The organism is Actinomyces lilanjuaniae, from assembly GCF_003606385.1.
In the GTDB taxonomy this organism is placed as follows: domain Bacteria; phylum Actinomycetota; class Actinomycetes; order Actinomycetales; family Actinomycetaceae; genus Actinomyces; species Actinomyces lilanjuaniae.
In genome coordinates, this window is the sequence record NZ_CP032514.1 from 24,222 (window position 1) to 49,628 (window position 25,407).

The 25,407-nt window shown below is 68.9% G+C and carries 24 protein-coding genes, 1 tRNA gene and 2 pseudogenes; 11 read left to right on the top strand and 16 right to left on the bottom strand.

Annotation, left to right across the window (positions count from 1 at the left end; all coding sequences use genetic code 11):
- From D5R93_RS00105 to D5R93_RS00115, 3 genes are read right to left on the bottom strand one after another with little or no spacing between them, the layout of a single operon-like run.
- Complete coding sequence (locus D5R93_RS00105) at positions 1-1,512, bottom strand: PP2C family protein-serine/threonine phosphatase (RefSeq protein ID WP_120203036.1); 1,512 nt, start codon at positions 1,510-1,512, stop codon at positions 1-3.
- Positions 1,509-1,979 (bottom strand): FHA domain-containing protein FhaB/FipA, encoded by a 471-nt coding sequence (locus tag D5R93_RS00110; RefSeq protein WP_119835353.1) that lies wholly within the window; start codon positions 1,977-1,979, stop codon positions 1,509-1,511. Before D5R93_RS00110 ends, D5R93_RS00105 begins: the two co-directional genes overlap by 4 nt.
- Positions 1,976-2,683, bottom strand: coding sequence for an FhaA domain-containing protein (locus tag D5R93_RS00115; protein WP_119835352.1), 708 nt, complete (start codon positions 2,681-2,683; stop codon positions 1,976-1,978). The genes D5R93_RS00110 and D5R93_RS00115 overlap by 4 nt, the downstream gene beginning before the upstream one ends.
- 250 nt (positions 2,684-2,933) lie before the next feature.
- Between D5R93_RS00115 and D5R93_RS00120 the strand changes: the two genes are divergently transcribed.
- Positions 2,934-3,017, top strand: a tRNA-Leu gene (locus D5R93_RS00120).
- Between the two features lie 407 nt (positions 3,018-3,424).
- Here the strand turns inward: D5R93_RS00120 and D5R93_RS00125 are convergent.
- The gene (locus D5R93_RS00125) at positions 3,425-3,616 is read right to left on the bottom strand and encodes a YbdD/YjiX family protein (protein WP_279221369.1); all 192 of its coding nucleotides are present in this window, start codon (positions 3,614-3,616) and stop codon (positions 3,425-3,427) included.
- Between the two features lie 12 nt (positions 3,617-3,628).
- A pseudogene (locus tag D5R93_RS00130) lies at positions 3,629-6,014 on the bottom strand (carbon starvation CstA family protein).
- Positions 6,015-6,447: 433 nt separating this feature from the next.
- On the opposite strand from D5R93_RS00130, the gene D5R93_RS00135 reads away from it, so the two are divergent.
- Positions 6,448-7,278 carry a hypothetical protein gene (locus tag D5R93_RS00135; RefSeq protein ID WP_147392824.1) on the top strand — a complete coding sequence of 277 codons (831 nt, stop codon included), beginning with the start codon at positions 6,448-6,450 and terminating at the stop codon, positions 7,276-7,278.
- A 181-nt stretch (positions 7,279-7,459) separates the two neighbouring features.
- Here D5R93_RS00135 and mtnN read toward each other — a convergent pair whose 3' ends face one another.
- From mtnN to D5R93_RS00155, 4 genes are all read right to left on the bottom strand, one after another.
- Positions 7,460-8,239, bottom strand: coding sequence for a 5'-methylthioadenosine/S-adenosylhomocysteine nucleosidase (gene mtnN / locus D5R93_RS00140; protein ID WP_243106828.1), 780 nt, complete (start codon positions 8,237-8,239; stop codon positions 7,460-7,462).
- Positions 8,240-8,847: 608 nt separating this feature from the next.
- Positions 8,848-9,108 carry a type II toxin-antitoxin system RelE family toxin gene (locus tag D5R93_RS00145; protein ID WP_120203041.1) on the bottom strand — a complete coding sequence of 87 codons (261 nt, stop codon included), beginning with the start codon at positions 9,106-9,108 and terminating at the stop codon, positions 8,848-8,850.
- On the bottom strand, positions 9,105-9,368 hold the full coding sequence (locus D5R93_RS00150) for a type II toxin-antitoxin system Phd/YefM family antitoxin (protein ID WP_119835348.1): 264 nt from the start codon (positions 9,366-9,368) through the stop codon (positions 9,105-9,107). The genes D5R93_RS00145 and D5R93_RS00150 overlap by 4 nt, the downstream gene beginning before the upstream one ends.
- Before the next feature lie 215 nt (positions 9,369-9,583).
- Positions 9,584-10,033: an S-ribosylhomocysteine lyase gene (locus D5R93_RS00155; RefSeq protein WP_119835590.1), complete on the bottom strand. Its 450-nt coding sequence runs from the start codon at positions 10,031-10,033 to the stop codon at positions 9,584-9,586.
- Positions 10,034-10,429: 396 nt separating this feature from the next.
- Between D5R93_RS00155 and D5R93_RS00165 the strand changes: the two genes are divergently transcribed.
- From D5R93_RS00165 to D5R93_RS00180, 4 genes are all read left to right on the top strand, one after another.
- Complete coding sequence (locus D5R93_RS00165) at positions 10,430-11,860, top strand: SLC13 family permease (protein ID WP_120205658.1); 1,431 nt, start codon at positions 10,430-10,432, stop codon at positions 11,858-11,860.
- Complete coding sequence (locus D5R93_RS00170; protein ID WP_120203043.1) at positions 11,857-13,941, top strand: ATP-binding protein; 2,085 nt, start codon at positions 11,857-11,859, stop codon at positions 13,939-13,941. The genes D5R93_RS00165 and D5R93_RS00170 overlap by 4 nt, the downstream gene beginning before the upstream one ends.
- Positions 13,938-14,408, top strand: a complete 471-nt coding sequence (locus D5R93_RS00175) for a response regulator (RefSeq protein WP_120203046.1) — start codon at positions 13,938-13,940, stop codon at positions 14,406-14,408. Before D5R93_RS00170 ends, D5R93_RS00175 begins: the two co-directional genes overlap by 4 nt.
- A gap of 221 nt (positions 14,409-14,629) precedes the next feature.
- Positions 14,630-15,781, top strand: coding sequence for an AI-2E family transporter (locus D5R93_RS00180; RefSeq protein ID WP_423243335.1), 1,152 nt, complete (start codon positions 14,630-14,632; stop codon positions 15,779-15,781).
- Positions 15,782-15,883: 102 nt separating this feature from the next.
- Here the strand turns inward: D5R93_RS00180 and D5R93_RS00185 are convergent, their stop codons facing one another.
- Together D5R93_RS00185 and D5R93_RS00190 are read right to left on the bottom strand one after the other, a co-directional pair.
- The gene (locus D5R93_RS00185) at positions 15,884-16,075 is read right to left on the bottom strand and encodes a hypothetical protein (protein WP_162933730.1); all 192 of its coding nucleotides are present in this window, start codon (positions 16,073-16,075) and stop codon (positions 15,884-15,886) included.
- A gap of 388 nt (positions 16,076-16,463) precedes the next feature.
- Positions 16,464-16,721, bottom strand: a complete 258-nt coding sequence (locus D5R93_RS00190) for a hypothetical protein (RefSeq protein ID WP_119835343.1) — start codon at positions 16,719-16,721, stop codon at positions 16,464-16,466.
- Between the two features lie 116 nt (positions 16,722-16,837).
- Between D5R93_RS00190 and D5R93_RS00195 the strand changes: the two genes are divergently transcribed.
- On the top strand, positions 16,838-18,301 hold the full coding sequence (locus D5R93_RS00195; protein WP_205570063.1) for a hypothetical protein: 1,464 nt from the start codon (positions 16,838-16,840) through the stop codon (positions 18,299-18,301).
- 61 nt (positions 18,302-18,362) lie between these two features.
- Here D5R93_RS00195 and D5R93_RS00200 read toward each other — a convergent pair whose 3' ends face one another.
- Both D5R93_RS00200 and D5R93_RS00205 read right to left on the bottom strand, forming a co-directional pair.
- Complete coding sequence (locus D5R93_RS00200) at positions 18,363-19,022, bottom strand: response regulator (protein ID WP_120203053.1); 660 nt, start codon at positions 19,020-19,022, stop codon at positions 18,363-18,365.
- Complete coding sequence (locus D5R93_RS00205) at positions 19,019-19,864, bottom strand: sensor histidine kinase (RefSeq protein WP_120203056.1); 846 nt, start codon at positions 19,862-19,864, stop codon at positions 19,019-19,021. The genes D5R93_RS00200 and D5R93_RS00205 overlap by 4 nt, the downstream gene beginning before the upstream one ends.
- A gap of 175 nt (positions 19,865-20,039) precedes the next feature.
- Between D5R93_RS00205 and D5R93_RS00210 the strand changes: the two genes are divergently transcribed.
- Genes D5R93_RS00210 through D5R93_RS00220 form a run of 4 tightly spaced genes read left to right on the top strand, consistent with a single transcriptional unit; the run spans position 20,040 to position 22,219 of the window.
- A complete protein-coding gene (locus tag D5R93_RS00210; RefSeq protein WP_341466832.1) occupies positions 20,040-20,615 on the top strand; it encodes an ATP-binding cassette domain-containing protein in 576 nt (191 codons plus the stop codon).
- Entirely contained in the window at positions 20,612-20,761 is a 150-nt protein-coding gene (locus D5R93_RS14645; protein WP_341466833.1) for a hypothetical protein, read from the top strand. The genes D5R93_RS00210 and D5R93_RS14645 overlap by 4 nt, the downstream gene beginning before the upstream one ends.
- Complete coding sequence (locus tag D5R93_RS00215) at positions 20,755-21,531, top strand: ABC transporter permease (RefSeq protein WP_120203058.1); 777 nt, start codon at positions 20,755-20,757, stop codon at positions 21,529-21,531. The genes D5R93_RS14645 and D5R93_RS00215 overlap by 7 nt, the downstream gene beginning before the upstream one ends.
- A gap of 1 nt (position 21,532) precedes the next feature.
- Positions 21,533-22,219, top strand: a complete 687-nt coding sequence (locus D5R93_RS00220) for a hypothetical protein (protein WP_120203060.1) — start codon at positions 21,533-21,535, stop codon at positions 22,217-22,219.
- Between the two features lie 120 nt (positions 22,220-22,339).
- Here the strand turns inward: D5R93_RS00220 and D5R93_RS00225 are convergent, their stop codons facing one another.
- The 3 genes and pseudogenes from D5R93_RS00225 to D5R93_RS00235 all read right to left on the bottom strand — a co-directional run bounded on the left by D5R93_RS00225 (position 22,340) and on the right by D5R93_RS00235 (position 25,283).
- Positions 22,340-23,290 carry a siderophore-interacting protein gene (locus tag D5R93_RS00225; protein WP_120203063.1) on the bottom strand — a complete coding sequence of 317 codons (951 nt, stop codon included), beginning with the start codon at positions 23,288-23,290 and terminating at the stop codon, positions 22,340-22,342.
- A gap of 497 nt (positions 23,291-23,787) precedes the next feature.
- Positions 23,788-24,411: pseudogene (locus D5R93_RS00230) on the bottom strand (ABC transporter ATP-binding protein); the annotation flags it as partial.
- On the bottom strand, positions 24,408-25,283 hold the full coding sequence (locus tag D5R93_RS00235) for a FecCD family ABC transporter permease (RefSeq protein WP_243106832.1): 876 nt from the start codon (positions 25,281-25,283) through the stop codon (positions 24,408-24,410). The gene D5R93_RS00235 and the pseudogene D5R93_RS00230, both read right to left, overlap by 4 nt.
- Positions 25,284-25,407: the final 124 nt, after the last annotated feature.

Sequence of the window (25,407 nt, forward strand, 5' to 3'; positions counted from 1 at the left end):
TCAGCTCTCCTGGGTGGGGGTCGGGGAGCTGCTGGGAGAGGGAGGCCGGGATGTCGCTGACGGGGTCGTGGAGCCTGGTGCCGTCGGCGTGGCGCTGCTGGTGGCCTCGGTCTCAGGGCTGGTCCTGGCGTGGCTGGACACCGTGACCTCGACATAGCGGCGTGCTGAGGCCAGGGAGTCGCGGTACACCGTGTCGTCCAGCAGGTCCCGCATGCGCTCATCGAGGTCTTCGACGGCTGGCTCGGAGTAGGTCTCTACCACGTGGCTGAGCTCTAGCGGACCCACGGACTGGGGGATCCCCCGGTAGATAGCCACCTGGTCGTCCAGGGTGGAGACGTAGTAGTGGGCCTGGGTCCACCGGTAGAACAGGAAGCCTGCTCCCAGGACAGCGGCCAGCAGGACCAGGGAGCCGACAAAGGTCCTGCGGCGGCTGTGACGTCGTGCCGCACGCTGGGCGTCAGCCTCGGCTGCGACCGCGTCCCAGACCTCTTCGGCATCCCCGTCCTCGTGATCCACGGCAGCACCACCGGTAGTGCCGTTGTCGGTCTCCAGCGTGGCCATGAGCGCGGCAGCCTTGGCTGCCGGTGTTGAGGGGCCGCTGCGGGAGAGCTCCTGGGAGGAGTCGGCGTGGTCCAGCTCGTCGTTGCGCCCGGTCTGCTCCCTGACATCGCTGGCGGTAGCGCCTGTCCGGTTCGAGGAACGGGCAGCGGCGGCGGCGCGCTCCTGAGCGAGGCGCTCGGTGGCGGCGCTGCCGACGACCTGGGGGTCGCTCTGCGGGTCGGGCTCATTCCTGACGACGTCGAACACCACTGCGGTCACGTTGTCTGGCCCGCCCGCCCGCAGGGCCAGGTCGATGAGCTGGTCGGCGGCCTGGCCCGGGTCAGTGACCGAGGCCAGCACCTCCCCGATGGTCTCCGCGCTGACCGGGCCTGACAGCCCGTCGGAGCACAGGAGCCAGCGGTCACCCGGTACCGCCTCGCGGATCGACTCGTCGAGCTGGACGTCGCCCTCGGCATCCCCCAGGACGCGAAGCAGGACCGAGCGCTGCGGGTGCTGCCGGGCCTGGTCGCGTGTCAGCCGCCCGGTCTCCACCAGGTACTCCACGAAGGTGTGGTCCGTAGTGACCTGTGTCAGGGTCCCGTCACGCAGCATGTAGGCCCGCGAGTCCCCCACGTGGATCATGGCCAGCTTGTTGCCAGAGCGCATGACGCCGATGCACGTGGTCCCCAGCCCGGCCAGGTCCGGGTCCTGCGCGGACAGGGAGACGAGCTCCGCGTGGGCGGCGTGAACGGCGTCGCGCATGAGGCCGAGGAGCTCTCCGGCCTGGTGGGAGTCCGCGTCCAGGGGCATCAGGTGCTCGACGGCCACGGCTGAGGCGATGTCGCCGCCGGCGGGGCCGCCCATGCCGTCGCACAGCACGCACAGGTGCGGCCCGGCGTAGCCGGCGTCCTGGTTGGACTGGCGCACGAGGCCGACGTCGGACCTGGCGGCAAAGCGCAGGGAGATGGTCATGAGCGCAGCTCCAACGTCGTCTGCCCGATGCGGACCGGGGTGTTCACAGGCAGTTCGACGGCTCCGTGCACGGGTGCCCCGTTCATGGTGGTCCCGTTGGTCGAGCCGAGGTCCTCAAGCCACCAGGAGCCTTCCTTGGGAAAGACGCGAGCGTGCCGGGAGGAGGCGTAGGAGTCGTCCAGGACCAGCGTGCACGAGGGTGAGCGGCCGATGATGATCGAGGTGGGGCTCAGGGGGACGGTAGAACCGGCGAGCGGTCCCTCGGTGATGAGGAGTCGGGAGGGGCTGCGTCGTCTGCTGCGGGAGGGGGAGGGCTCTGAGGTGTGGGAGGAGCGTCGCCGGGACGAGGAGGAGGTGCCCGGTGTCTCGGTGACGTCCCGGCGCAGGGCGCGCACGATGAGGAACAGGAACGCCCACAGCAGGGCCAGGTAGCCCAGCCGAAGGATGGTGAAGACGAGCTCGTTCACCCGTTGGCCCCGGCTGACTGGGTGCCGTCCCAGAACATGATCTGGGTGCGGCCGATGGTCAGGGTGTTGCCGTCCACCAAGGTGACGGCGTCCACGCGCTGCCCCTCGACGAAGGTACCGTTGGTCGAGCCCATGTCCGTGGCGATCGTGTTGCCCTGTGTCAGCCGGATCTCCAGGTGCCGACGGGAGACCCCCGAGTCGTCGACGATGATGTCGGCCTCGCTGCCGCGGCCGATGATGGTGACGGGGCCGGTGAGCAGGTAGCGCTGACCGTTGATGTCCACGATGGGGTGGGACGGCGAGGCCGCTGCGGCTGCGGCCGGGGCCGCAGCGCCACGGCGTGTGGAGGACTCGATCTCCACGGCGGGGGCGTTGGGAGCGTCGTTGGCCACGAAGGTGACCTCGACCGGGCCGACGAAAGAGTAGCCTTGCTCTGCGGCGTGCGTGGTAGCGACCTCCTCCATCTGCCGGACCATCTCGTCCTGGCCCCAGGCGGTGATGCGCTCGATGCTGGCGGGTGCCAGGTGGATGCGGAAGATGTTGGGTACCACAGAGCGGTCGCGCGCGAAGGACGCGGCCCGCTTGTCCATGGTCTCCCGCAGCTTCGAGGCGATCTCAATGGGCTCGACGTCGTCCGAGAAGCGTGACATGGCGCGGTTCGCGACGTTCTCGACGCCTTTCTCGAACTTGTCCAGGAAACCCATGGACGTTACCTCCCCAGAGTAGTGTGCGACGGCCCCGTGGGGCCGGGAGACGGAACTGCCCCGTCTCCCTGGGCCTGCGGCAGGCCGGTGCCCTGACTCAGCCTTGGCCCATCGTAACCGTAGTGACCCCTGACAGGGAAGACGGGACAGGAGTGGTGTCACAACAAATTGTCGTGAGCGGTCTCACGGCTCGTCCACGAAGTCCTGATTGGACGAAGACGGGCCGGGGCAGCTATTCTCGTACCCGCTTCGCGCGAGTGGCGGAATTGGTAGACGCGCACGGTTCAGGTCCGTGTGATCTTACGATCATGGGGTTCGAGTCCCCCCCGCGCACGGTATAGGCCCAGGTTGTACTGACCTGGGTTTTGTGCGTCTCGGGGTCCAGGCCACGAGTGCCTCCAGGGGCCGATCAGCCTTGGTGGCAGCATCTGCGACGTACTCGGAGATGACGTCCCTGGAGATCCTGACTGACTGCATCCTGACTGACTGCGGCCTCGGTGGCTACCACCCTGAGGGCCGCCATGGCCGGGACCGCCCTGATATGACAAAGACCACCAAAGGATCGCCGGGAGCCTGCGGGCACCGAGGGTCCCGGCCACACAGGCCGCTGGCTCGCGCGTACGTGGGGCCGACGCCGAGCCTGCTCCGGCCGGTCGCGGCACACCCTGCCACTGTGGCGAGGACTTCTGCAGCAGCCCTGGGCTGCCGGGGGTGCCCAGGGCTGTCTGGAGCCGTCCAGATCTAGCAGCAGCCGGTGGAGACCTTCTCCTCCGCAGCCTGCGCACGGGCACGCCAGAACTCGTGCTCCCCCATCGGTGCGCAGTCCGGGTGCTCGTGACAGTGTCGCTGAAGGTAGCGCTCGTAGGCGGACTCTCCCGTCATGTCCCGCCACAGGCGGCGGGCACGGGACAGGACCTCATGCAGACGCGGCACAGTAGTCCCGCCTTACCGGCTGCCACTGGGGGCCGAGGGCTGGGCGGAGTCGGCCGCACGTCTGGCGACGAGCCCGGGGTCCCCGACCTGCTCGTACTCCTGGGCCACTTTCCTGGCCAGTGGTGAGGCCACCATGGTGTCAGGCGCGTAGAAGGCCGACTCCTGGTAGGGGTCCTCTGACGTCGTGGTGTCACCGGTTCGCAGTACCCTGACTACCCGGACGAGGGCGCAGACTATGGTGAAGGCCACCATGAGGACGAAGACGACCGACAGGGTGCCCTGGATAAAGGTGTTGCGCACGATGGCCTCCTGCTCAGCGACCGCTTCCGGGTCGGTGAGGGTGGGCAGAAGCTCTCGGGCGTCACGCCACTGCTGCCAGTAGCCGACCCGGGGGTCAGTGGAGAAGATCTTCTGCCAGGAGGCGGTGAAGGTGACCGCGGTGTCGAAGACCAGTGGCACCAGGGGTATCCACACCCACCTGACGTAGCCCTTGCGGACCACGATGACAGTGGCTACCAGCAGGGCCACGGCGGCGATCAGCTGGTTGGCGATCCCGAAGAGCGGGTAGAGGGTCTGGATCCCGCCGCGCGGATCGGTCACCCCCATGAGCAGCAGTGAGCCCCAGGCGGCTACGACGACCGCCGTCGACCCCCATGCCCCTAGCCGCCAGGAGGGATCCTTGAAGCGCGGGAACACGTTACCCAGGGCGTCGGAGAGCTGGAAGCGGGCCACGCGGGTCACCGCGTCCACAGCGGAGAGGATGAACAGGGCTTCGAACATAATGGCGAAGTGGTACCAGAAGCCCATCATGGTACGTCCTCCTCCGATCTGGTGGAGGATGTGGGCCATACCCACGCTCAGGGTGGGTGCCCCGCCGGTGCGTGAGACCACCGAGGGCTCCCCCATGTCGGCGGCGACCTGCTCCAGCGCCTCGGTCCCGGTGTAGGTGGCAGGGTTGCCGTCCTCGTCCCAGGAGTCCCAGGTGGGCGTGAGGGAGTCCCCCGGGCATCGGTCACGTCAAGGTTGGACACGGCGGTGCTGGCTACCTCTTCGCGAGACTGGGCCGTGGCGACGACCTCCTCCCCCGCCAGCGCGTCCAGCGACGCCTCAGAGGTGTTCATGGAGAAGTAGACGCCCGGGCTCAGCGACACCGCCGCGGCCAGGGCCATGACCGCCACGAAGGATTCCATGAGCATGCCCGCGTAGCCGATCATGCGGGTCTGGCTCTCCTTCTCGATCATCTTGGGGCTGGTCCCGGAGGAGACCATGGAGTGCATACCCGACAGCGCCCCGCAGGCGATGGTGATGAACAGGAAGGGGAAGAGTGTGCCTGCGAACACGGGTCCCTCCGTGTTGGAGGCAAACTCGGAGACCGCAGCGACCTCGACACGTGGACGGACGATGATGATACCCACAGCCAGGACCAGGATGGTTCCGACCTTCATGAAGGTGGACAGGTAGTCCCTGGGTGTCAGTAGCACCCACACAGGCAGCACGGCCGCCAGAAAGCCGTAGACGATCATCGCCCACACCAGGGTGGTGGGAGACAGGTGGAGGTGCTCACCCAGGGAGGACTCGGCGACCCAGCGCCCCCCGATGATGACGGCAATGAGCACGACGAACCCAGCTACCGACACCTGGGTGATCCTTCCGGGGGCCACGTAGCGCAGCCACAGCCCCATCCCCACGGCGATGGGGATGGTGCACCCCACGGAGAACACCCCCACGGGGACTCCGCCAGGGCGTTGACGCAGACCATGGCCAGGACTGCCAGGACGATCATGAGCATGACGAAGACGACGACGGTAGCCACGGCGCCACCTACGCGCCCGATCTCGTCGGTGGCCATCTGGCCGAGAGACCTCCCGCCCCGGCGCATGGAGAAGAACAGGACCAGCATGTCCTGGACGGCCCCGGCGACCAGCACCCCGACGATGATCCACAGGGTGCCTGGCAGGTAGCCCATCTGGGCAGCCAGGACCGGTCCCACCAGCGGCCCTGCCCCGGCGATGGCGGCAAAGTGGTGGCCGTAGAGGACGACGCGGTGGGTGGGGTCGAAGTCCCGGCCGTTGTTGATGCGCTCGGCGGGGGTGGCGTTGGTGTCGTCGGGGCGCATGATCCTGCGCTGGATGTAGAGGGCGTAGAAGCGGTACCCGATGGCGTAGGTGCACACTGCCGTAACGACGAACCAGATGGTGTTGACGCTCTCCCCGCGGATCACGGCCAGCATCCACCAGCCCAGGACGCCCAGGGCCGTGATGACGGCCCACAGGGCGATCCTGGTGGGGGTCCATCGGTTGTCCGGAAGCGTCCCGACGGGGACGCCGTCCTTGTTGCGGAGGATGCGCCGCTCCTCCTCGGGCGTGTAGGTGGGTCGTGCAGGGGCCTGCTGGGACATGGGTCACTCCTCGACGGTGAGGGTGGTGGGGTGCGGGCGGGTGTGTCAGGAACGGGAACAGGAGCGGACCGTCTGGTGGTCCGTCAGGTTCGGCTGACCCAGGAGGGTCGGCTCCTCTAGGGTATCCCTGTACCTGGCCTCGGGGAAGAGGGCGTCATGGTACCCACGGTGGCACCACGGCTGCGGAAGACAAGTCAAGGGCAGAGAGTAAGGGCCGAGAGAAGGGACAGGAGGAGAAGGCGCCGCAGAGGTCCTATACTGCTGCTGCTCGCCGTGTTCCCAGCTCTTTGCCCGGCGGTACCTGGCATCACGCCCCAGCAGGTCTGGGTGTGCTTCGATGGCGTACCCCCATGCACCACAGACCCGGGTGCGTCCGGGACCTGTTCCGCGGGGTGGGCACGGGGTAGTGACGGACCAGCGGAAGGGGTGCGTCGTGTCAGCACCGTATGACAGGACTACAGAGGGCCAGGGCGGAGCCGGTGCGCCGGTGGCCCGCGCAAGAGCGGCCAGCCGTGGGCACCATGCCGCAGCACCCGGGGGCAGGGCTGCCGCCGCTGCCGGGTCCGGGGGCGTCCGGGCGGTGCGAGCCGGGTCGGTGTTCCGGGTCCTGATGCTGGTCAACCTTGTCGTCGCAGCGGCCTCGGCAACTACTTTCTACGGGAGGTATCACACCCAGGGTGCCGTGTCGGAGTTTCTGGGGCTGGTCTACGAGATGGTGACCCTTGACGCCGAACAGGGTGTCGCTACATGGCTGTCCTCTCTGCTGTGGGCTGTGATCGGGGTGGTCGCCCTGTTCTACAGCCTTGCCGCGCGGCGTTTTTCCCTGTCCTGGGGCTTCTTCGCTGCCGTGGGCCTGGCGGCCTCGCTTGACGAGTACGCCGAGCTGCACGAGCGGCTTCGTGCTGTCGGGGAGCGCATGCAGCCTTACCTGCCCTTCCAGGTCTCCTACACGTGGGTGCTGCCGGGCGCGGTCATCGCGGTGGTCGTGGTCGCGGTGCTGGCAAGGCTCGTTCTGTCGCTACCTGGTGGGGCGCGAGGGCTCCTTGTCGTAGCGGGCCTGATCTTCCTTACCGGGGCCGTCGTCCTGGAGACCCTGGCCGGAGCGCTCAAGGACGGCTACGGGGGGACTGCAGGACTGCTGTACTGGTCCTTCTCCCAGGCTGAGGAGCTCCTAGAGCTGACCGGGGTCTCGCTGGCGCTGTCTGCACTGCTGTCCCTGACGGCGTGGGACCCTACTCACCACGCCCTGCGTGTCATGGTGTGAGACAGAGGTGCCGGGCGGGGCTGCCCAACACCAGCCTTGCCTGCAGCTCCTCCATTCCTCCATGAGCGCATCGCCGCACCTGCCACTGACCGGCGTGCGCTACCGTCGCGAGGACTACTGAGACGGGTGGCGCCGTTACTACCGTTACTACAAGGGCTAGTTCCGCTGCCCTTGGCCCAGCCTAGCCCAGCAGGGCCAGGATGACCGCGGCGCTGCGGGCTGCGGCCTCCTGTGCCCCCATGTGGAAGTCCCGGCCCGCCTGGGGGCCGCACAGGTCGGAGACCCCGCGCACGGACAAGAAGGGGAGGCTGGCGCTTGCGGCCACCTGGGCCAGGGCGGTGGACTCCATGTCTGTGCTGATGGCGGAGGGGAAGATCTCGCGGACCTTGGCCACGTTGGACTCGGTGACAAAGGAGTTGCCAGCCAGCATCTGACCGACACGGATGTGCGCTTGCCCGGAGGAGGGTGTGGCTGACTGTAGGGCGGGCTCACCCACCCGGCCCAGCCTGGCCAGCAGGGAGGGAGCCCCGTGGAAGATCTCGGGCTGGCCGGGCGTCTGGCCGTGCAGGTAGCCGAAGGCGGTGGCGTCGGCGTCGGCAAAGGCCAGGGCGGTGGACACACACACGTCGCCCACTTCCACCTGGGGCCCCAGCCCGCCGGTCGTGCCTGCGGAGACGACGACCTGCGGGCGCACCTGGGTCAGGGCGGCGGTCAGGGCGGAGGCCGCCGCGACCAGGCCGATGCCCGAGCGCACCAGGACCAGCTCGCGGGAGGCAGCAGGGGCGGCAGAGGATGCGGCCGGGTCCGGGGGCAGTGCCAGGCTCCAGGCCTCGGCGGAGCCCAGCAGCGGCACAGGGTCGGCGCCGTCGAGCCTGGGCAGAGCGTCCAGGAAGGGCTGGGACTCCTCGGGCATCGCTACCGAGATGACCGCGGCAGCTGGACGGGGCGCGGCTGACGTCATGGGAGAAGCCTAAGGGGTCGGTGGTGCGGTGTCCGTACCCGTCGGCGGACCAGTAGCTGCGCCTGCCAGCGAACCGGGTGCTGTGAACCTGCAACTGTCCAGGCCGATGAGCCGGCCGTCGTCGTCCACGCCGTGGCAGCGCGGCATGCCGGGCGGGTCAAAGGTGTCCTGCGCTCTGGCTGGCACCTGTGGTCCAGGGGCTACTCGGACGCTGCGGCAGCGCGGGGCATATACCTGCTGGGGCCGTTTCAGGTGGGCGGGAGTAGCGTGACCCTGCCTGGCGCGAATCCTGGCGAGGTGAAGACTGTCTGGCACAGGTGGAGCGCCGTGAGCCTGCCTCACGCTCCGTGGCACTCCGGCTCACGTTCCGTGGTGCTCGAGGTGTCCAGACAGGCTGGCATGAAACAGGCTCCTGTCAGCACCCTCTATCCTGACGCGACTCGCGCCAGCCCACTTCGCACGGTTCCTGCTGAGGTAGAAGTACTCAGAATAGTTGTCTCGCTCTGTCTGAGAAGTATGACAGGTGCTGCGGCACTGGGGTCCCGGCTACAGGGTGCTGTGGCGGCACTGCCGCATTGGCAGGTACCTGTGAGTGCCCGTGAGCACGCTCACCGTTGGTAGACCTCGCGACGGTGGGCGGTCCGAATAATGGACACGAGCAGCTCGGAGTCGACGACGTCGTAGATGAGCCGGTAGTCACCAGCCCGGATACGCCACGCCGTGCGCTCTCCGACCAGCTTTCTGGCGCCGTCGGGCCGAGGATTGTCAGCCAGTTGCTCTATGGCGCTAAGTACCCGGTCGCGCGCGGGACGGCGAATCTTTCTTACCTGACGCGCCGCAGCCGCAGTGAGTTCGACCCGGTAGCTCACGAGGTCAGGCTGGCACGCAGTTCGTCAAGTGATACCCGGGTACCGTCGTCGCTCGCCCTGGCCTCACGGTAGGCGGCAACGTCCTGAGCCATCTCCAGTTCCTCAAGCATTTCAAGATCGGCCGGGCTGATCATGACGGCCGCGAGCCTTCCGTTGCGGGTCACGCCAATACGCTCCCCCGCGTACATGGCCCGACCCAGTACCTCGGAGAGGCGGCTGCGCAGCTCGCGTGTGGAGACCTTGTCGGTCAATGTATCCATGGAGCAAGAGTAGCAGTCGTGCTCACTGTGTACACAATGCTTTGTGTGACGGATGATGAGCATGGCCGACCGGCAGGTGGCTGGCGATGCAGCGACAGCCAGCGGCGCGCCCGTGCCGCCGCCATGGTGGACACGTTCTTCAACACTGCCATGATGCCCCGGCAGATGTACGCCGAGGCGCTGCGCCCGGTGGTGGCGCCTCACAGGCGGTGCGATCAGGCCATGACCTGCTCCCACTCCTGGCGCGCGGCCAGGAAGGCGCGTACGGCCTCCTGGGCGGCGGGCAGCGAGTGGTGGGCGCCCCAGCCGCACTGGACCTCGTTGGCGGCGGGCACCTCGGTGGCCTCCAGGATATCGCGGCAGGTGGCCTCCAGCGCCGTCAGGAAGTCCCGCGGCTCCAGGCCCAAGGTCAGGGCGTAGAAGCCCGTCTGGCAGCCCATGGGGGAGAAGTCGATGAGCCGGTCGGTGTGGTTGCGCATAAGCTCGGCGCACAGGTGCTCCACGGAGTGAACCGCCTCCATCTCCAGGTGGTCGCGGTTGGGCTGGCAGAAGCGGACGTCGTACTTGACCAGCACGTCCCCACCGGGAAGCTCCTTGCGGTCGGCGACGCGCACATAGGGTGCGGACACGGCGCGGTGGTCCAGGTTGAAGGACTCCACGTTCATCCGGAGGGTCGTCCGGGAGGCGGTCTCAGAGCCTGCGGACACGGGCGCGGCACCGGTCGCGGCGGGCTCGGAGGCGGACGTCGTGGCGGTCGTGGTTGAGGAGGCGGCCGGGTCGCTCACGCTGGTCATGCTCCCAGCCTAGGACTTGTGCGAAGGCTCTGCGAAGAGTCCGTGGCACGGAGGCTCCTCCGGCAGCGGCCCCGGTCCACAGCACGTGTGCCCAGGGCGTCCGCGCGAAGGGCGTATGGGCCGGTGGCTGGCGGGGCCGGGGGTCGCCCGGCCGAGCAGCCTGTACCCGAGGTCCTACCTGGGTTCGCAGCCGTGCTCTAGCATGGAACGCTGCTAGCCCTGGAAGTCGACTTGGTAGTCAACCTGGTAGTCGAGGAGGAGGACCAGATGCCGCAGGTGCGCACCCGGCCCGCACGCCCAGCCCGCCAGGACAGGCGCCCGCCCCTAGGCAGGAAGGAACGCATCGGCCTGGTCCTGGCCGTCGTCGTCTTCCTGGCGCCGCTGCTGGTGGACGTGCCGGACCTGGACCCGGTGGGTGAGCGCATGCTGTCCGTCTTCCTGCTGGCCATCGTGCTGTGGGTGACCGAGGCGATCCCCCTGGTGGCCACGGCGGTGCTCGTCATCGGCCTGGAGATCCTCCTGGTCTCCGACCAGGCCCTGCTGGCTGTCCCAGAGGACTCCCCGGAGTACTCCAGCTTTCTGGAGGCCCTGGCCAACCCTGTCATCATCCTGTTCCTGGGCGGGTTCCTCATCGCCGACGGCGCCGCCAAGTACCACCTGGACCGCAACCTCGCCGCCGTCCTCATCCGCCCCTTCACCGGCTCGGCTCGCACCACGGTGCTGGGCCTGATGGTCATCACCGCCCTGCTGAGCATGTTCATGTCCAACACGGCCACCACGGCCACCATGTTCGCCGTGCTCATCCCCATCCTCGGCGCCCTGCCGCAGGGGCGCCCCCGCGCCGGCGTGGCCCTGTCCATCCCCGTGGCCGCCAACGTGGGGGGCATCGGCACCCCGGTGGGCACCCCGCCCAACGCTATCGCCCTGGGCGCCCTGGCGGAGGCGGGCTACCACATCTCCTTCGCGCAGTGGATGCTCATGGCCGTCCCCCTCATGCTCGTCATCCTCCTGGCGGCCTGGCTGCTGCTCATCATCCTGTTCATTCCCCGCGGCCTGGGTATTGACCTGGACATGACAGCCTCCTGGGACACCGACCGCAAGGCTGTCATCTTCTACGCCATTGCTGCTGCGACCATCATCTTGTGGATGACTGAGAACCTCCACGGGCTGAGCGCCAACGTGGTCGGCTTCCTGGCGGTGGTGGCTCTCCTGGTCACCCAGGTCATGGACGGCTCGGACCTGGGCCGCCTGTCCTGGCCGGTGCTGTGGCTGGTGGCCGGGGGCATCGCCCTGGGCGACGGTGTGGGCTCCACCGGCCTGGACGCGTGGATCCTTGGCCTGTTCCGCTGGGAGTCCATGGGGGCGCTGGTGGTGCTCATTGTCATGGGCCTGCTGGGCCTGGTCATGTCCAACGTCATCAGCCACTCCGCGGCCTCCAACCTGCTCATCCCCCTGGCTATGGGTCTGGCTACCGGTATCGGGGGCCTGGACCCGGTGACCATCGCCGTGGTGCTGGCCCTGGCCTGCTCCCTGGGGATGAGCCTGCCGATCTCCACCCCGCCCAACGCCATCGCCTACGCCACCGGCGAGGTCTCCACCGCTGACATGGCCAGGACCGGCATCATCGTGGGCCTCGTGGGCACCGTCGTCCTGGTGCTGGTCATGCCCACCTTCTGGTCGCTCATGGGGCTGCTGTGACTACCTCCCCGCAGCGGCTGGTGGTCGCCGTTGTCTCCCCCGCCTCCTTGGGCGCCCAGGCCGCCCACGAGGTGGAGGGCGCGGTCGCCAAGGTCGCTGACGTCGTGCGCCTGCGCTCCCTGGGGGCGCTGCTGGCCCAGGCCGACGACCTGGGTACCGTGGCCCTCATCGTCGCCACCGACGAGGTCGGCAGCCTGGATGACGTCGCCGCTGCCGTGGAGCGCTTCCCCTCCCTGAGGACGGCGCGCCTGGTGCTGCTTACCGAGCGCACCGAGCTGAGTAACATCGGCCGGGCCATTGACGAGGACCTGGTCCACGAGGTGGTGGCGGTCCCCTGGACCCCGGGTGCCATAGCCACCCGGGCAGCCGCCCAGACCCGTCGCTGGATGCGTGACCACCTGCCCGACGACGACCGCCGTCGCCTCCTGGGCTCCCGGTCCGGGACGGAGCACTCTGGGCGCTCCCCGCTCCTGGAGACTCTGACCCACTCCCCGGAGGCGCTGACACGCGAGCTTATCAGGGCCTGCGAGGACGTCCTGGGACCGCGCCCCCGGCTGCGCCTGCCGCCCGGGGTGCGTCTGACCCACCAGGGACAGGCCGTGGACAGTGTGTACATCGTTGTCGAGGGCGCGGTGGCTCTGACCCGGGACACGCGAGTGGGGGAGGTGATCCTGCACCACGCCACCACCGGGCGCGTTATCGGCCTGGTGTCCCTGGCCTCCCAGGGCCGTGCCTTCGTCACCGCCACCACGACCACCGACGTGGACCTCATCCTGCTGTCCATTGAGCAACTCGACCGGGCCCTGGCTGAGAACCCGGCTACCGAGCAGGTCCTGGCCGCCCTGCTCATCGGCTCCCTGACCAAGCGCCTGTCGCGCTCCGAGGTGCTCCAGGTGGAGAAGATCGAGCTGGCGGCAGCCCTGGACGCGGAGAAGGCCCAGGCCCAGGAGGCGCTGGAGGCCTTGGAGCAGGCACGCCTGGAGCTGCTGGCCCAGGAGCGTTTCGCCACCCTGGGCGAGCTGGCCGCAGGCATCGCCCACGAGCTCAACAACCCGGTGGCTGCCCTGGGGCGGGCGGCCGAGCACCTGCGCAGCGACGTCGCCGCGCTGCTGGCCTCCCATCCCTCCGGGGAGCTTATCCGCTCTGTGGGAGAGGAGGCCCGCAGCCGCCCGGCAGCCTCCACCAGGCAGGAGCGTCAGGCCCGGCGGGCGCTGGAGGAGGTCGTGGGGGACCGTGACCTGGCCCGGCGCCTGGTGGCCGCCGGGGTCGGCGACCCTGACGACGCGCGCGCCCTGGCGGCCGCTCCCCACCACCTGGAGGAGGTGGAGCACGCTGCGGCGATCGGACGCAACGAGCGCAACATCGAGTTGGCGACCAGGAGGATCCGCGGCCTGGTGTCCTCTCTGCACACCTACGTGCGTCCCGAGGGGGAGATGGACGACGACGTGGACGTGCGCGAGGTCCTGGAGGACGCGCTGCGGCTGACCGCCCACCGGCTGCGTGGGGTGGAGGTAGAGCGCGACTACGAGGAGGTCCCCGTGGTGCGCGGCCGTGCTGGGGAGCTGGCCCAGGTATGGACCAACATCGTGGCCAACGCGGCGGACGCCTTGGCGACCACCAGCCAAGATGACGGCCGGGTCGTCCTGCGGGTGCGGGCCGAGCAGGCCGAGGACACCGAGCTGTTCCACACCCGGGACAGGCAGGACACCGGGGGCGCGCAGCCGCCCGGGGGTGCTGAGGAGGGCACGGGCGCCCGGGGTGGTGCGGGTCCTGGGGGTGGCGCGGGTCCTGTCGGCGTGCGTGTGGAGGTAGAGGACAACGGGCCAGGGATCTCCCCGGAGGTCCTGCCCCGCATCTTTGAGCCGCGCTTCACCACCAAGCACGGCCAGGTGCGTTTTGGCCTGGGGCTGGGGATGGGACTGGCCAGGAGCGTCGTCGACGCACACGAGGGCGCCATCTCCGTGGAGTCCCGGCCGGGACGTACGGTGGTGACCGTGCGGCTGCCCCGCGACCCCGCCCTGGTCAACGAGCCCCGCAGACCCGGCGACGGCAAGACGGCAGATGGCAAGGAGGACCCGTGAAGCTGACTATCCTCGTCGTGGAGGACGAGCCGGAGGTGCGTGACGCCGTCGTGGCGGACCTGGAGCCCTTCTCCTCGGTGGTGCGTGTGGAGCCTGCCGAGGACGTCGAAGACGCCCTGGAGGTGGTCTCCGAGGTGGACGACGACGGTGATGTTGTCGCCCTGGTGCTGGCCGACCACCGGCTGCCAGGGCGTACGGGTGTAGACATGCTGGTCCAGATGCGCAGTGACCATCGCACCGCTAGCGCCCGCAAGGTCCTGGTCACGGGTCAGGCGGACCAGGCGGACACGATTCGTGCTGTCAACGAGGCCGGCCTGGACCACTACATCGCCAAGCCCTGGCAGCCTGAGCAGCTCCACGACGTGGTGCGTACCCAGCTGACGGACTTTGTGCTGGAGGTCGGCCTGGACCCGCTGCCCCACCTGCGCGCTCTGGACGGCCCCCGGGCCATGGAGGTGCTTCGCTAGGCAGCCTGAGTCTGCTGCAGGCTGGCCCCGGGCTGGTTCATGGTGCGGCGACGCTGCCTCACGCAGGCTGGGGTATCTGTGTGTCCATCCGGCCACATCCCGGGGCGCCCGGGCGGTTGCGGTGAGCAGGAGGTAGCGGTGCGTGCAAGGATGGCGCCATGACCGCTGTGTCTTCGGTTTCCGCAGGCTCCTCAGACACCTCAGGCTCCTCAGACACCTTGGTGCCTTCCGTGTCCCATGTACAGGACGGGGCGAGTGACACCACCCGGCCGACGCGCAGCCAAGGCGAGGTGATTGTTGTCACAGTTGCGGCGCTTGTCGTGGCTGCGGTGGGTCTGTACATGGTTCGTTCGCTGGTGGCGCCCGCCTTTTTTGCCCTGACCCTGGTGGTGACCATCCGTCCGCTGGTGTCGTGGGCGGCGCGCCACCACGTGCCGCGAGGGATCGCGGCGGTGGGGGCGATCGCCATCCTCTACGCCTTTGTCCTCAGCCTGTTCGCCGCCCTAGGGGTGGCGGTCGCCCAGCTGGTGGACACGCTGCCTGGATACTCCTCCCGGTTCCAGCAGATCTGGGCCGACATCGAGAGGATGCTCACCTCCATGGGGGTGGACCAGGCCTCCCTCCTTGACCAGGCGACCAGTGCCCTGGACACCTCCCGGGTCGTGTCGCTGGCGCAGACGCTCCTGGAGCAGCTGACGTCTGCCGGGTCCATGATGATGATCATGGCCCTGGTCATCGTCTTCCTCATGTTCGACACCATGAGGATCGAGGGCCGGGTGCGGGCACTGGCTGAGTTCAAGCCGGAGATTGCTTCCGCCATGACGGGTTTTGCCGCCTCGGTGCGCTCCTACTGGCTCGTCTCCACCACCTTTGGCCTCATCGTCGCAGTGCTGGATGTCTTTGCCCTGTGGGCGCTCAACGTGCCGATGGCGGTCACCTGGGGCGTGGTCTCCTTCATCACCAACTACATTCCCAACATCGGCTTCGTCGTCGGGGTCATTCCCCCGGCGCTGCTGGCGCTGGTGGACTCCGGCCCGTGGACGGCCCTGTGGGTGGTGGTGGCCTACTCGGTCCTCAACTTTGTCATCCAGACCCTCATCCAGCCCAAGTTCACTGGCGACGCCGTGGGTCTCAACACCACCACGACCTTTGTCTCCCTCATGTTCTGGTCCACGGTCATCGGCGGGCTGGGGACGATCCTTGCGGTGCCGCTGACCCTGTTCGCCAAGGCGCTGCTCATCGACTCCGACCCGCGCTCGCGCTGGGTGGGGATCTTTCTGACCGCCGGGGACCAGCCGCTGAAGGAGCAGGAGCCCGAGGCTCCTGATGCCCTGGGCGGTCCTGGGAAGGGACCTGAGAGGCTGCGGTCCTGACTCACCTTCACCGTGACCAGCATGAAACGAGGCGGCACTCCGGTGTACCGTCACCGTCAGGAGCGCGCTCGGGCGCGGCCCAGGCTACGGTCTCGTTTTATGTCAGCCATGCCCTCGCAGTGAGGTGTACCCGGGCCTGTCGCGGAAGTCGTACAGGCGGTTGCTGGGCAGAAGAGGGCTGGTGCGGGTCCGGCGGACCGGGATCCTGCACACGGTGATGGGGCTGCCCCGGCTCACCAGAGCCAGGCGCCCGCGGCCAGCCGCCGACCGTCCCAGGGCCAGCTGCACGCTCACCTTTCTCCGTGTTTATGTGGATCCGTGGAATCACGGCGTTTCACCAGTAGGGCCGGAGAGGCCTCAAAAGCTCCCATGTGCAGTGAGGTGCTCGATGCACATGGGAGCCCAGGCCACCGGCCACATGCTTGACCGAGATCGGCGGAATCACGCCGTTCCCGCCCACCACCCAGGAAGGTGAGCGTGCAACCGGCCTCATGACCCACCTACCCCAGCGTCCAGGTGCACCGCCAGATGAGCGTGCAAAACCCGACGGCGGTGCACGTGAGGTAAGCGGGTACACCGAGAATCCACTATGCCCCACCATAATCTGCTTCAACCCACCTGATGCAGCAGGACCACGGGTGGCAGGCGCATCCTGGTGCCAGATCCTCCGTATCCTCCGTGTCTACGACCATTGCTGCTGCCGCGGCAGCGCGACGAGCTTTTCGACCGTGTTCTGGTCCAGGACCACCCGGGAGACCAGGGTTGACGGCGCGTGCCGGAGCACCTGGATCGCGTCGGGCAAGGGGCCTGCGATCCCCAGCAGCGTCTCACCGAGATCGCCGCCGGTGATACAGCCATATCTCGCCGCGTTGGGGTCAAGGGTGGTGGGGACGTCTCCGAGGTCGACGTGGCCGGTACCTGTGGCATCCCTGACGACCACGGTGAGATGCTCCGCGCCCGTGCCGCCAGCCGCCAGGGCGGGACCTGCTCATGCTGCGCGCACAGAGCCGGCACAGAGTGGGCATGGCTGGGACGGACAGACTGTGTGCTGACACCATGGCTGCCTTCACCGCTGCGGCGGAGGCAGCCCCCAGCAGCAACCAGCCAGGAGCCCTGATGACGACCCGTTCTGTGACCCCTGTACCCGGTGACGGCCGTGGTGGGAGCACCACCGGCCGCACCACAAGCGGGGGAGGTGACCGGGAGCCAGCCTCAGGGCTCGGCCTGCTGCAAGTCAGCCCCCACCGCCGCTCCTTCCTGGCAGCAGGGGTCGGCCTGGGGCTCATCGCAGGACTGGCCGCCTGCCAGGGCTCCACAGGTGCACCCGGGCGGAGCGCGGCTCCGGTGCTCTCGGCACCTGCGACCGCCGACGGCACCACTGGGACCACCTCGGCGGGCGCCCCATCAGCCACCGGCCCCGAGTACCACGAGCCCGCTGCGGACAACACCGCCCTGAGCGCTGGCAGCTGGTCGGGCACCGTCGGCGACAGGACCGTTGACCTGGCTGGCGCCTATCTCGTTGACGGCACCCAGGCCACCATTGACGGCGGCACCTGGGAGTCCACCGAACCTGACCAGGCCGTGTTCCTCGTGGTAAATGGGGGCAGTCTCACCCTGACCAACGCCGCGGTGACCAAGTCCGGCGACGCCACCTCCAGCAACGACAGGGGCGTGGACGACGCCTACAGCTTCTACGGGCTCAACTCCGCCGTCGTCGTGGTCGGGGAGGACTCCAGCGCCACCGTTGCCGAGACCACGATCGAGACGACGTCATCGGGTTCTAACGCCGTCGTGGCCACCGACTCCGCCCAGGTATCCGTCACTGCGTGCGCCATCACTACTACCGGGGAGTCCGCCCGTGGGTTGCACGCCACCTACCAGGGCACCATCACCGGCTCCGACCTCACCATTGACACCACAGGTGCCCACTGCGCGGCCGTGGCCACCGATCGTGGCAACGGCACGGTGACGGTGGAGGGCACCAACACCTTCACCACCGCTGGTGACGGCTCACCCCTTATCTACTCCACAGGGGCGATCACCGTCAGCGGGCTGACCGGCCAGGCCACCGGAGCGCAGGCCGTGGTCGTGGAGGGGAGGAACCAGGCCACGGTCTCCGGCTCGACACTGACTACCGGCTCCACCCGAGCGGGCGTCATGCTCTATCAGTCCATGTCCGGGGACGCGGCCGACGCCGACGCCGCCACCGAGGTCTCCGCCCTGGAGATGAGTGACGTCGAGCTCACATGTACCCAGGACGTGCCGGTCCTCTACGTCACCAACACGACCGCCGAGGCCACCCTGACCTCCTGCACGCTCAGTACTCCGGGTGGTCTGGCCACCGCCGAGGAGGACCGCTGGGGGCAGTCGGGGTCCAACGGGGGCACCCTCACCCTCACCCTGGACGACACGGTCTCCGACGGCGCGCTCACCGCCGGGGACACCTCCTCCATCACCGTGACGGTGACCAACGGGGGCCAGGCCACCGGCACCACCTCCGGCGAGGTCAGCGTGGGCTGAGGCGGCTGTGGGCCGGGTGCTGCCGGGTCGGTGGGGTGGGCCGGCTGACGGGAGGCACCCGTCAGCCTGAGCCCATGAGACCGCCCTCGTAGGCGGCGATGACCAGCTGGGCCCGGTCGCGCGCACCCAGGCGGCGCAGGAGGGCACCCATGTGCGTCTTCAGGGTGGAGTGGGACACGTTCAGGCGCTCCTCGATCTCCTGGTTGGACAGCCCAGAGGCTACGAGCCGCAGCACCTCGGTCTGGCGGGGCGTGAGGGCCTCCAACTGAGTCGGCCCGTGCCCGCCTGAAGGCGCGTGGGCCACCACGGTGGCCAGCACACCGGGTGACAGGAGCGAGCCGCCAGCGTGTACGGCACGCACTGCCTGGACCACCCCCTCCGGCGGGGTGTCCTTGAGCAGGTAGCCTGACGCACCGGCCTGGAGCGCACGGAACACGTAGGCGTCCTCCTCAAACACCGTCAGGACGCACACTCTGGTGCCGCCCAGGCCGGGGTCGGAGCAGATCGCCTCCGTGGCCGCGATGCCATCCAGCCCTGCGGGCATGCGGATGTCCATGAGGACGACGTCGGGGCGCACGGCACGGGCGACAGCTACGCCACTCGTCCCGTTGTCAGCCTCGCCGACGACCTCGACGTCTGCGGCGGCGTCCAGGATCGTCACCAGGGAGCGCCGCAGGAGCCTCTGGTCGTCAACCACCAGGACGCGGACGGGGGCGCTCACGGTGGTGGGCCTCCCGGCGGCGGGTCCGGGATCGTGGCCTCCACCCGGAACCCGTTCGCAGCCGGGGTGGCGGTGAGCCTGCCGCCCAGGGCGGCGCAGCGGCCCTGTAGGGCCTCCAGCCCGGTGCCCGCTCCCGGGACTGCCTGGTGGTCCGGGGCAGGTGCGTCGTTGTCGACAACCGTCCAGACGCAGTCCTCGCCCCGGCCCAGCTGCACGTGCACCCGTGCGCCACCGGCGTGCCGGGCCACGTTGGCCAGGGCCTCTTGGACGACAGCGGCGATCGTCTCACCCGCCTCCGGGGTGTGGACTGGCACGATGTCTGCGGTCGCGCCTGTCACTGTGACCTCTAGGCCCGTGGACCGTGCCCAGGTCGGCACCTCAGGCAGCGCAGGGGCCGACCTGGGAGGCGAGGCTAGTGACTCTGTGCAGGGGCTGCGTAGCGCCGTGAGCAGGTCTCGCATGTCTGCGGTGGCTGCCCGCCCGTTGTCCTCGATGTCGTGCAGCGCGCGCCGGGCCATGGCCTCGTCCAGCATAGGCTCCGTACTGGCCTGCAAGGTGATCGCGGCCAGGCGGTGCGAGACTAGGCCGTGCAGGTGCTCAGCCAGGCGTAGGCGCTCGCGGTGGGTCGCCTGAGCCACCGCCTGCTCACGCAGGCGACGGTAGAAGCGCGAACGGTCCCGGCTGCGCACGGCTGCCGCCCACACGAGTGCTGCCAGGAGTGTCAGCAGCACCAGCGGGGCGTAGTGCTCTGAGCCGGTAGCGGGGCCGGTCGTGACCACACCGGCCACTGCGAGGCAGGCAGTGACAAGGGCGCAGACTCCGTGGGGTGTGGTACGGGCCATGGTATGAGGGTATGTCCCAGGTGGAGCGCGAGCAAGACCCTGACGAGAAACATGCCATAGCCGCCCCACACCGACGGGCAGTCCCAACCTGGGGCAACCAACGGGTTCCCTCAGCCCCAGGGGCCAGCAGACGGCACATATCAGCCCGTAGGCCCATACTGCCCAGGGCCGTACCGTGCCAGCATCAAGGCATGATCAACGTTCAGGACCTCGTCAAGCGGCACGCAGACCGCACCGTTCTGCACGGTGTGTCGTTCTCCGCCAGGACGGGGCGGGTGACCGGGTTCGTCGGTCCCAACGGCTCGGGAAGTCCTCGACGCTGCGCATCCTGCTGGGTCTTGACAGGTCTGAGTCGGGAACCTCGACGATAGCCGGTCGCCGGTACCAGACCATCCGGCACCCGCTCACCCGGGTGGGGTCCATGCTCGACGGTGCCGGGGCACACCCGATGCGTACGGCCCGCGCGCACCTGGGATGGGTTGCAGCAAGCAACAGGATTCCCCGGCGGCGCGTCGACGAAGTGCTTGAGCAGGTGGGGCTTGCTGACGCTGCCAGACGACGTGTGGGTACCTACTCCCTGGGGATGGGCCAGCGCCTGGGGCTGGCTACCGCCCTTCTGGGTGAGCCGGAGTACCTGGTGCTGGACGAGCCTGTCAACGGACTGGACCCGGAGGGGGTCAGGTGGATTCGCGGGCTGCTGCGCAGGCACGCGGACATGGGGGCACGGTCCTGCTGTCCAGCCACCTCATGAGCGAGCTGGCGGAGATAGCCGACGACGTCGCTGTGATCTCAGAAGGTCGTATCACTGCGACCGGGACGCTCGCCGAGGTGACTCGGAGGTACCGCAACCTTGAGGACGCCTTCTTTGCGCACACCCAGAAGGCGGTGGCGTGGTGAGGCTGGTCCTGGCCGAGCTCCTGAAGTTGGCCACGCTGCCGTCTGTGTGGCTGGCCTCGGTCCTCGCCGTGGGCATTCCGGCGGCCTTGGCGTCGCTGAATGCCAGCACTCTCCACCGCGCGCTGAGTACCGGTGACACCGGGGGGCTGCTTGACACCTCCACCGTTGACGCCGGGTTCGGCTCCCTGGTGTACGGGACGGTGGGGATCGTCGTGCTTGGCGTCGTGACTATATCGAGCGAGTACGCCAGAACAGCGCAGAGCACGGGGCGGACAAGGCAGGTGTCCACCACCATGGTTGCCACACCCAGGCGGGGCCGGGTCATCGCTGCCAAGCTGTGCGCAGTTGTGTCGTGGACGGCGGGACTGGCCGTCGTCGCTGTTCCACTGGCGGTGCTCCTGTCTGACCGGATCCTGGGTCCGTACGCGACTGCGCTGGACCATGACCCCGTGAGACGCATGGCGGGTGTCCTCCTCAGTTGGGTGACGACGGCGATACTGTCCCTGACTCTCACCGCAGTGACCCGCAACGGTGTCCTGTCGCTCGTGCTCCTGGTGACGAACAGTTCGGTCGTGTCCGTGAGCCTCCTGGTCTCCCTGGTCACGGACTGGGCCCGCTACTTGCCAGACACGGCAGCGATCAGCACGTTCCTGGTGACTCCTCCGATCTCGGCGGCACTGGAACCGGGTCCGGCTGCGGTCGTATGCGCCGGATGGTGTGCCGCAGCGACGGCGATCACGTTCTGGTGCTGGATGGGGAAGGACGCCTAGGATGGACGTGCTCAGGGCTGAGGTGAGGAAGGCAGTAACCCTTCCCTACACCTGGCTGACTGTCATGGCCACGCTCGCGCTGACGCTACTGGTGGCGCTGGTGCTGGCCAGCCGCTCGGTGGACTCGATCATGGCAACCGACATCGACGCTCTCCTAAGCGTGCCTGACTACCTCGCCTACGGGGTGATCACCCTGGGGGTGCTGGCCGGGTCCACCGAGTATCAGGGTGGTGAGATCAGGACTTCACTGACAGCGGTGCCGAGACGGACGAGCCTGCTGGCGGCGAAGTATGCCAGCCTGACTGTGCTGGCAGCTGGCCTGTCGCTGGTCTCGATGGTTGTTGCGGTTGGCGTGATGGGCCTGGCTTTCGAGGCGAGGGTGTGGCCCCTTGTGCTGCGCGGCGCGGCGTACCTGGTAGTGGTGTCGCTGCTGTCATTTCCTCTAGGGCTTCTTGTGCGAAGTACCACAGGAGCATTGACCTCAGCACTGATGCTGCTGGTCATAGCGCCTCTTGTGCTGACTCCTGTTGCTGGCTGGAGCCAGTGGCTTCCGACTCGTCTTGGAGACGAGCTGCTCCTGACCAAGACGCGACCGCCAGGAGCCGCAGCCACCATGGCTGCTCTGTCGGCCTGGGTCGTCGTGACCAGTGCTGCCGGAGCAGGAAGGTTCTGCCTGGATGACAGCTGATAGCCAGTCGCCTTCAGCTTGATGTGCGGTACGGCTGCAGTCAGGTGGTGTGCCTGGGCCCGTGGTGCTGTGGGCTGGTTCGGCTGTCCTGCGGGCCGTTTTGGTGCCTGGTCGGTCTGCTCACCCCTCTGGCCTGCCCTGGCGCCAGTAGCCCATGAAGGCTACGGTGCGCCGGTCGATGCCGAGGTCGGACACGAGGTGTCGGCGCGTGGCGCGCACGGCTGTGGCCTCCCCGGCCAGCCAGGCGTACAGGGTGGTGCGCTGCAGGGCGGCCCCGCCCCGGGCGGTGCGGGGCACCTCCCACAGCAGCCCGGTATCCACGGCGACCTCCTCCACCCTCCGAGACCGACCCGCTGGGCACAGCTCAGCGGCCGCCGCGCGCACGCCCTCCACGAGCGCCCTGCCGTGGGGGCGGCCCTCCCGCCCTGCTGCCCGCACCTCAATGCCCGGGTGGGTGGGCAGGTAGGCCGTGTCTGCCTCGGTGGGCAGCTCGACCACGGCGACCCCGCGCGCGGTGGTGGGAAGGTCTTCCAGGATGCGGGCGATGGCCGGGGCCGCCGTCTCGTCCCCGCCCAGCAGGAAGCGCTCGGTGACCGGTGGCGGCACAAAGCCCACGCCCCCAGGCTCCCCCGCCCAGCCCCGGTCCGGCCCCAGGAGCACCACCTCGCTGCCCACGGCTGCGGAGGCGACCCAGCGGGCGGCGGGGCCGACCGCAGCCTGCCATCCGGTGGAGTCCTGCGACGCGGACCCGGGCTGTGTGGACGGTACGGTTGAATCCTGCCGCCCGGCCAGGGTGGGTGGCGCGGCGTGGACCACCATATCCACGTCCACCTCGGCGTTCACCTCGGCCCGTCCCGCTCCCGCACCGGGGCGCACGGCCCGGGTAGTGTAGGTGCGGATCGGGGGACGGTGCTCCTGCGGCAGTGCCCGCCACTCGCTGTACCAGTCCTCCCCCGTGGGCAGGTGCTCGTAGCCTGAGGCCGGGGCGGGCAGCACCAGCTTGATGCGCTGGTCCCAACCAGGGTCAGCGAAGTCCCCCAGGTCTGGCCCGGTGAAGGTGACGCGTCGCATGTGGGGGTGAGGTCGCGCACCGCCGCCACCTGGACGTGGAAGAACCGGAAGGGACGGCGCCCGGCGGTGCTGCTTGGCGTACCCCGGATGGCCGCCGGGCTCACGGCCAACCCCTGGAGTCCTGTCCGTCGGCGCCCCGACCGCCCCGCATCCGCGCACGTGGTGACGCCCCGGGGCAGGACGAGGGGGGTGCCGGAGACTGGGTCGGTGATGACCTCGGCGTCCAGGCCCAGCACCTCCAGCACCAGGGCGGCGTCGACGACCTCCCCCGGCTCACCAGCGGCCACGACCCGTCCTTCCCGCATGGCGATGACGTGGTCGGCGTAGCGGGCGGCCAGGTTCACGTCGTGCAGCACCATGACGACGGTGGTGCCGCGCTCCCGGTTGAGGTCGGTCAGCAGGTCCAGGACCTCCACCTGATGGGCCAGGTCCAGGAAGGTCGTGGGCTCGTCCAGGAGCAGCACGTCGGTGCGCTGGGCCAGGGCCATGGCGATCCACACCCGCTGGCGCTGCCCCCCGGAGAGCTCGTCGATGCTGCGGTCGGCCAGCTCGGCGGTGCGGGTGGCCAGCAGGGACTCCTCCACGACGCGGCGGTCGGTAGCCGAGGTCGAGGAGAGCCTCAGGGAGAAGGCGGGCTGGTGGGGGTGGCGCCCGCGCCCTACCAGGTCGGCCACCGTGATGCCCTCCGGGGCGATCGGCTGCTGGGGCAGCAGACCCAGCCGGGTGGCCAACTTCCGGGTGGGGATGGTGCTGATGCTCCTGCCGTCCAGCATGACGCTGCCCGACATCGGGGCCAGGACGCGCGCCATCGTCTTGAGCAGGGTGGACTTGCCACAGGCGTTGGCTCCAATGATGACGGTGATCCTCCCGCTGGGGACGGACACGTCCACGTCGTGGACGACGACCCGTCTGCCGTAGCCTGAGCGCAGCGCCTGGGTGGTCAGGTGGGCGCGGGTCGTGGTGCCCGCAGTCGTCCCGGCTGTGGCCTGCGCGGGTGCAGCCGGCCCGGCCAGTCCGTGGGGCGGGGAGGTGGCACCCTCAGCGGTCTCAGGGGTGCCGGTAGTGTCCGGGGTGTCAGTGGTGCCAGGAGCCTCGGGGGTGTCAGGAGAGTCATGGTTCATGCGGAGCCTCCCCGGCGGTTGGTCCGGAACAGCTGGAGGATGAGGTAGGGGGCGCCCACCAGCCCGGTGACCACCCCGACCGGCAGGACGGTCGGCATGAGGTAGCGGCCCACGAGGTCGCCTCCCAGCACGATGGCGGCCCCCGTGAGTGCCGCCGGGACCAGGAGGGTGCGGCTGGTTCGCCCCACAAGCCGGGCGGCGACAGGACCAGCCAGGAAGGAGACGAAGGCGATCGGTCCGGTGACCGAGGTCGCGAAGGCTGACAGGGCGACCATCATGAGGATAAGCGCCAGCCTGGTACGGCCCACGGGCACTCCCAGGCCCGTGGCGACCTCATCGCCCAGGGTCAGGGGGCCCAGGTCCCTAGCGATGACGAGTAGAAGCGTGCCGCACACCGCCAGGGCGGCGGCCAACAGCCTGACCTGCTGCCAGGTGGGGGAGCCCAGGGACCCGGAGAGCCAGCGCAGGGCATCGGCGACGTCGTAGATGCTGGCCCGCAGCTGGAGGTAGGCGATGAGGGAGGTGAACATAGAGGACACCCCGATCCCGATGAGGATGAGCCGCCCGCCCTGGGCGCTGCCGGAGCCGGACAGCAGGTAGATGACCACGGCGGTGGCCAGGCCGCAGATGATAGCCAGGACGCTGACGCCGGTGCCGGACCAGCCCAGCACCAGGATGGCGAAGACCGCGGAGGCGGAGGCCCCAGAGGTGATCCCGATGATGTCAGGGCTGGCCAGCGGGTTGCGCAGCATCGTCTGTGAGGTGGTGCCTGCCATCCCGAAGGCGAGTCCCACCATGAGACCCACCAGGGCGCGCGGCAGCTGGAGGCGCCTGACGGTGAAGGTGACGCCTGGCACAGTCTCCCCGCGCATGACGGCGATGATGTCACCAGGGGGAACCAGCCGTCGTTGTAGCTGAGCATGACCCACCACAGGGCGGCAACCAGGCCGGACAGTGCCATGGTGGCGGCAAGGTAGCGGCGGGTGCGGGCGCGCT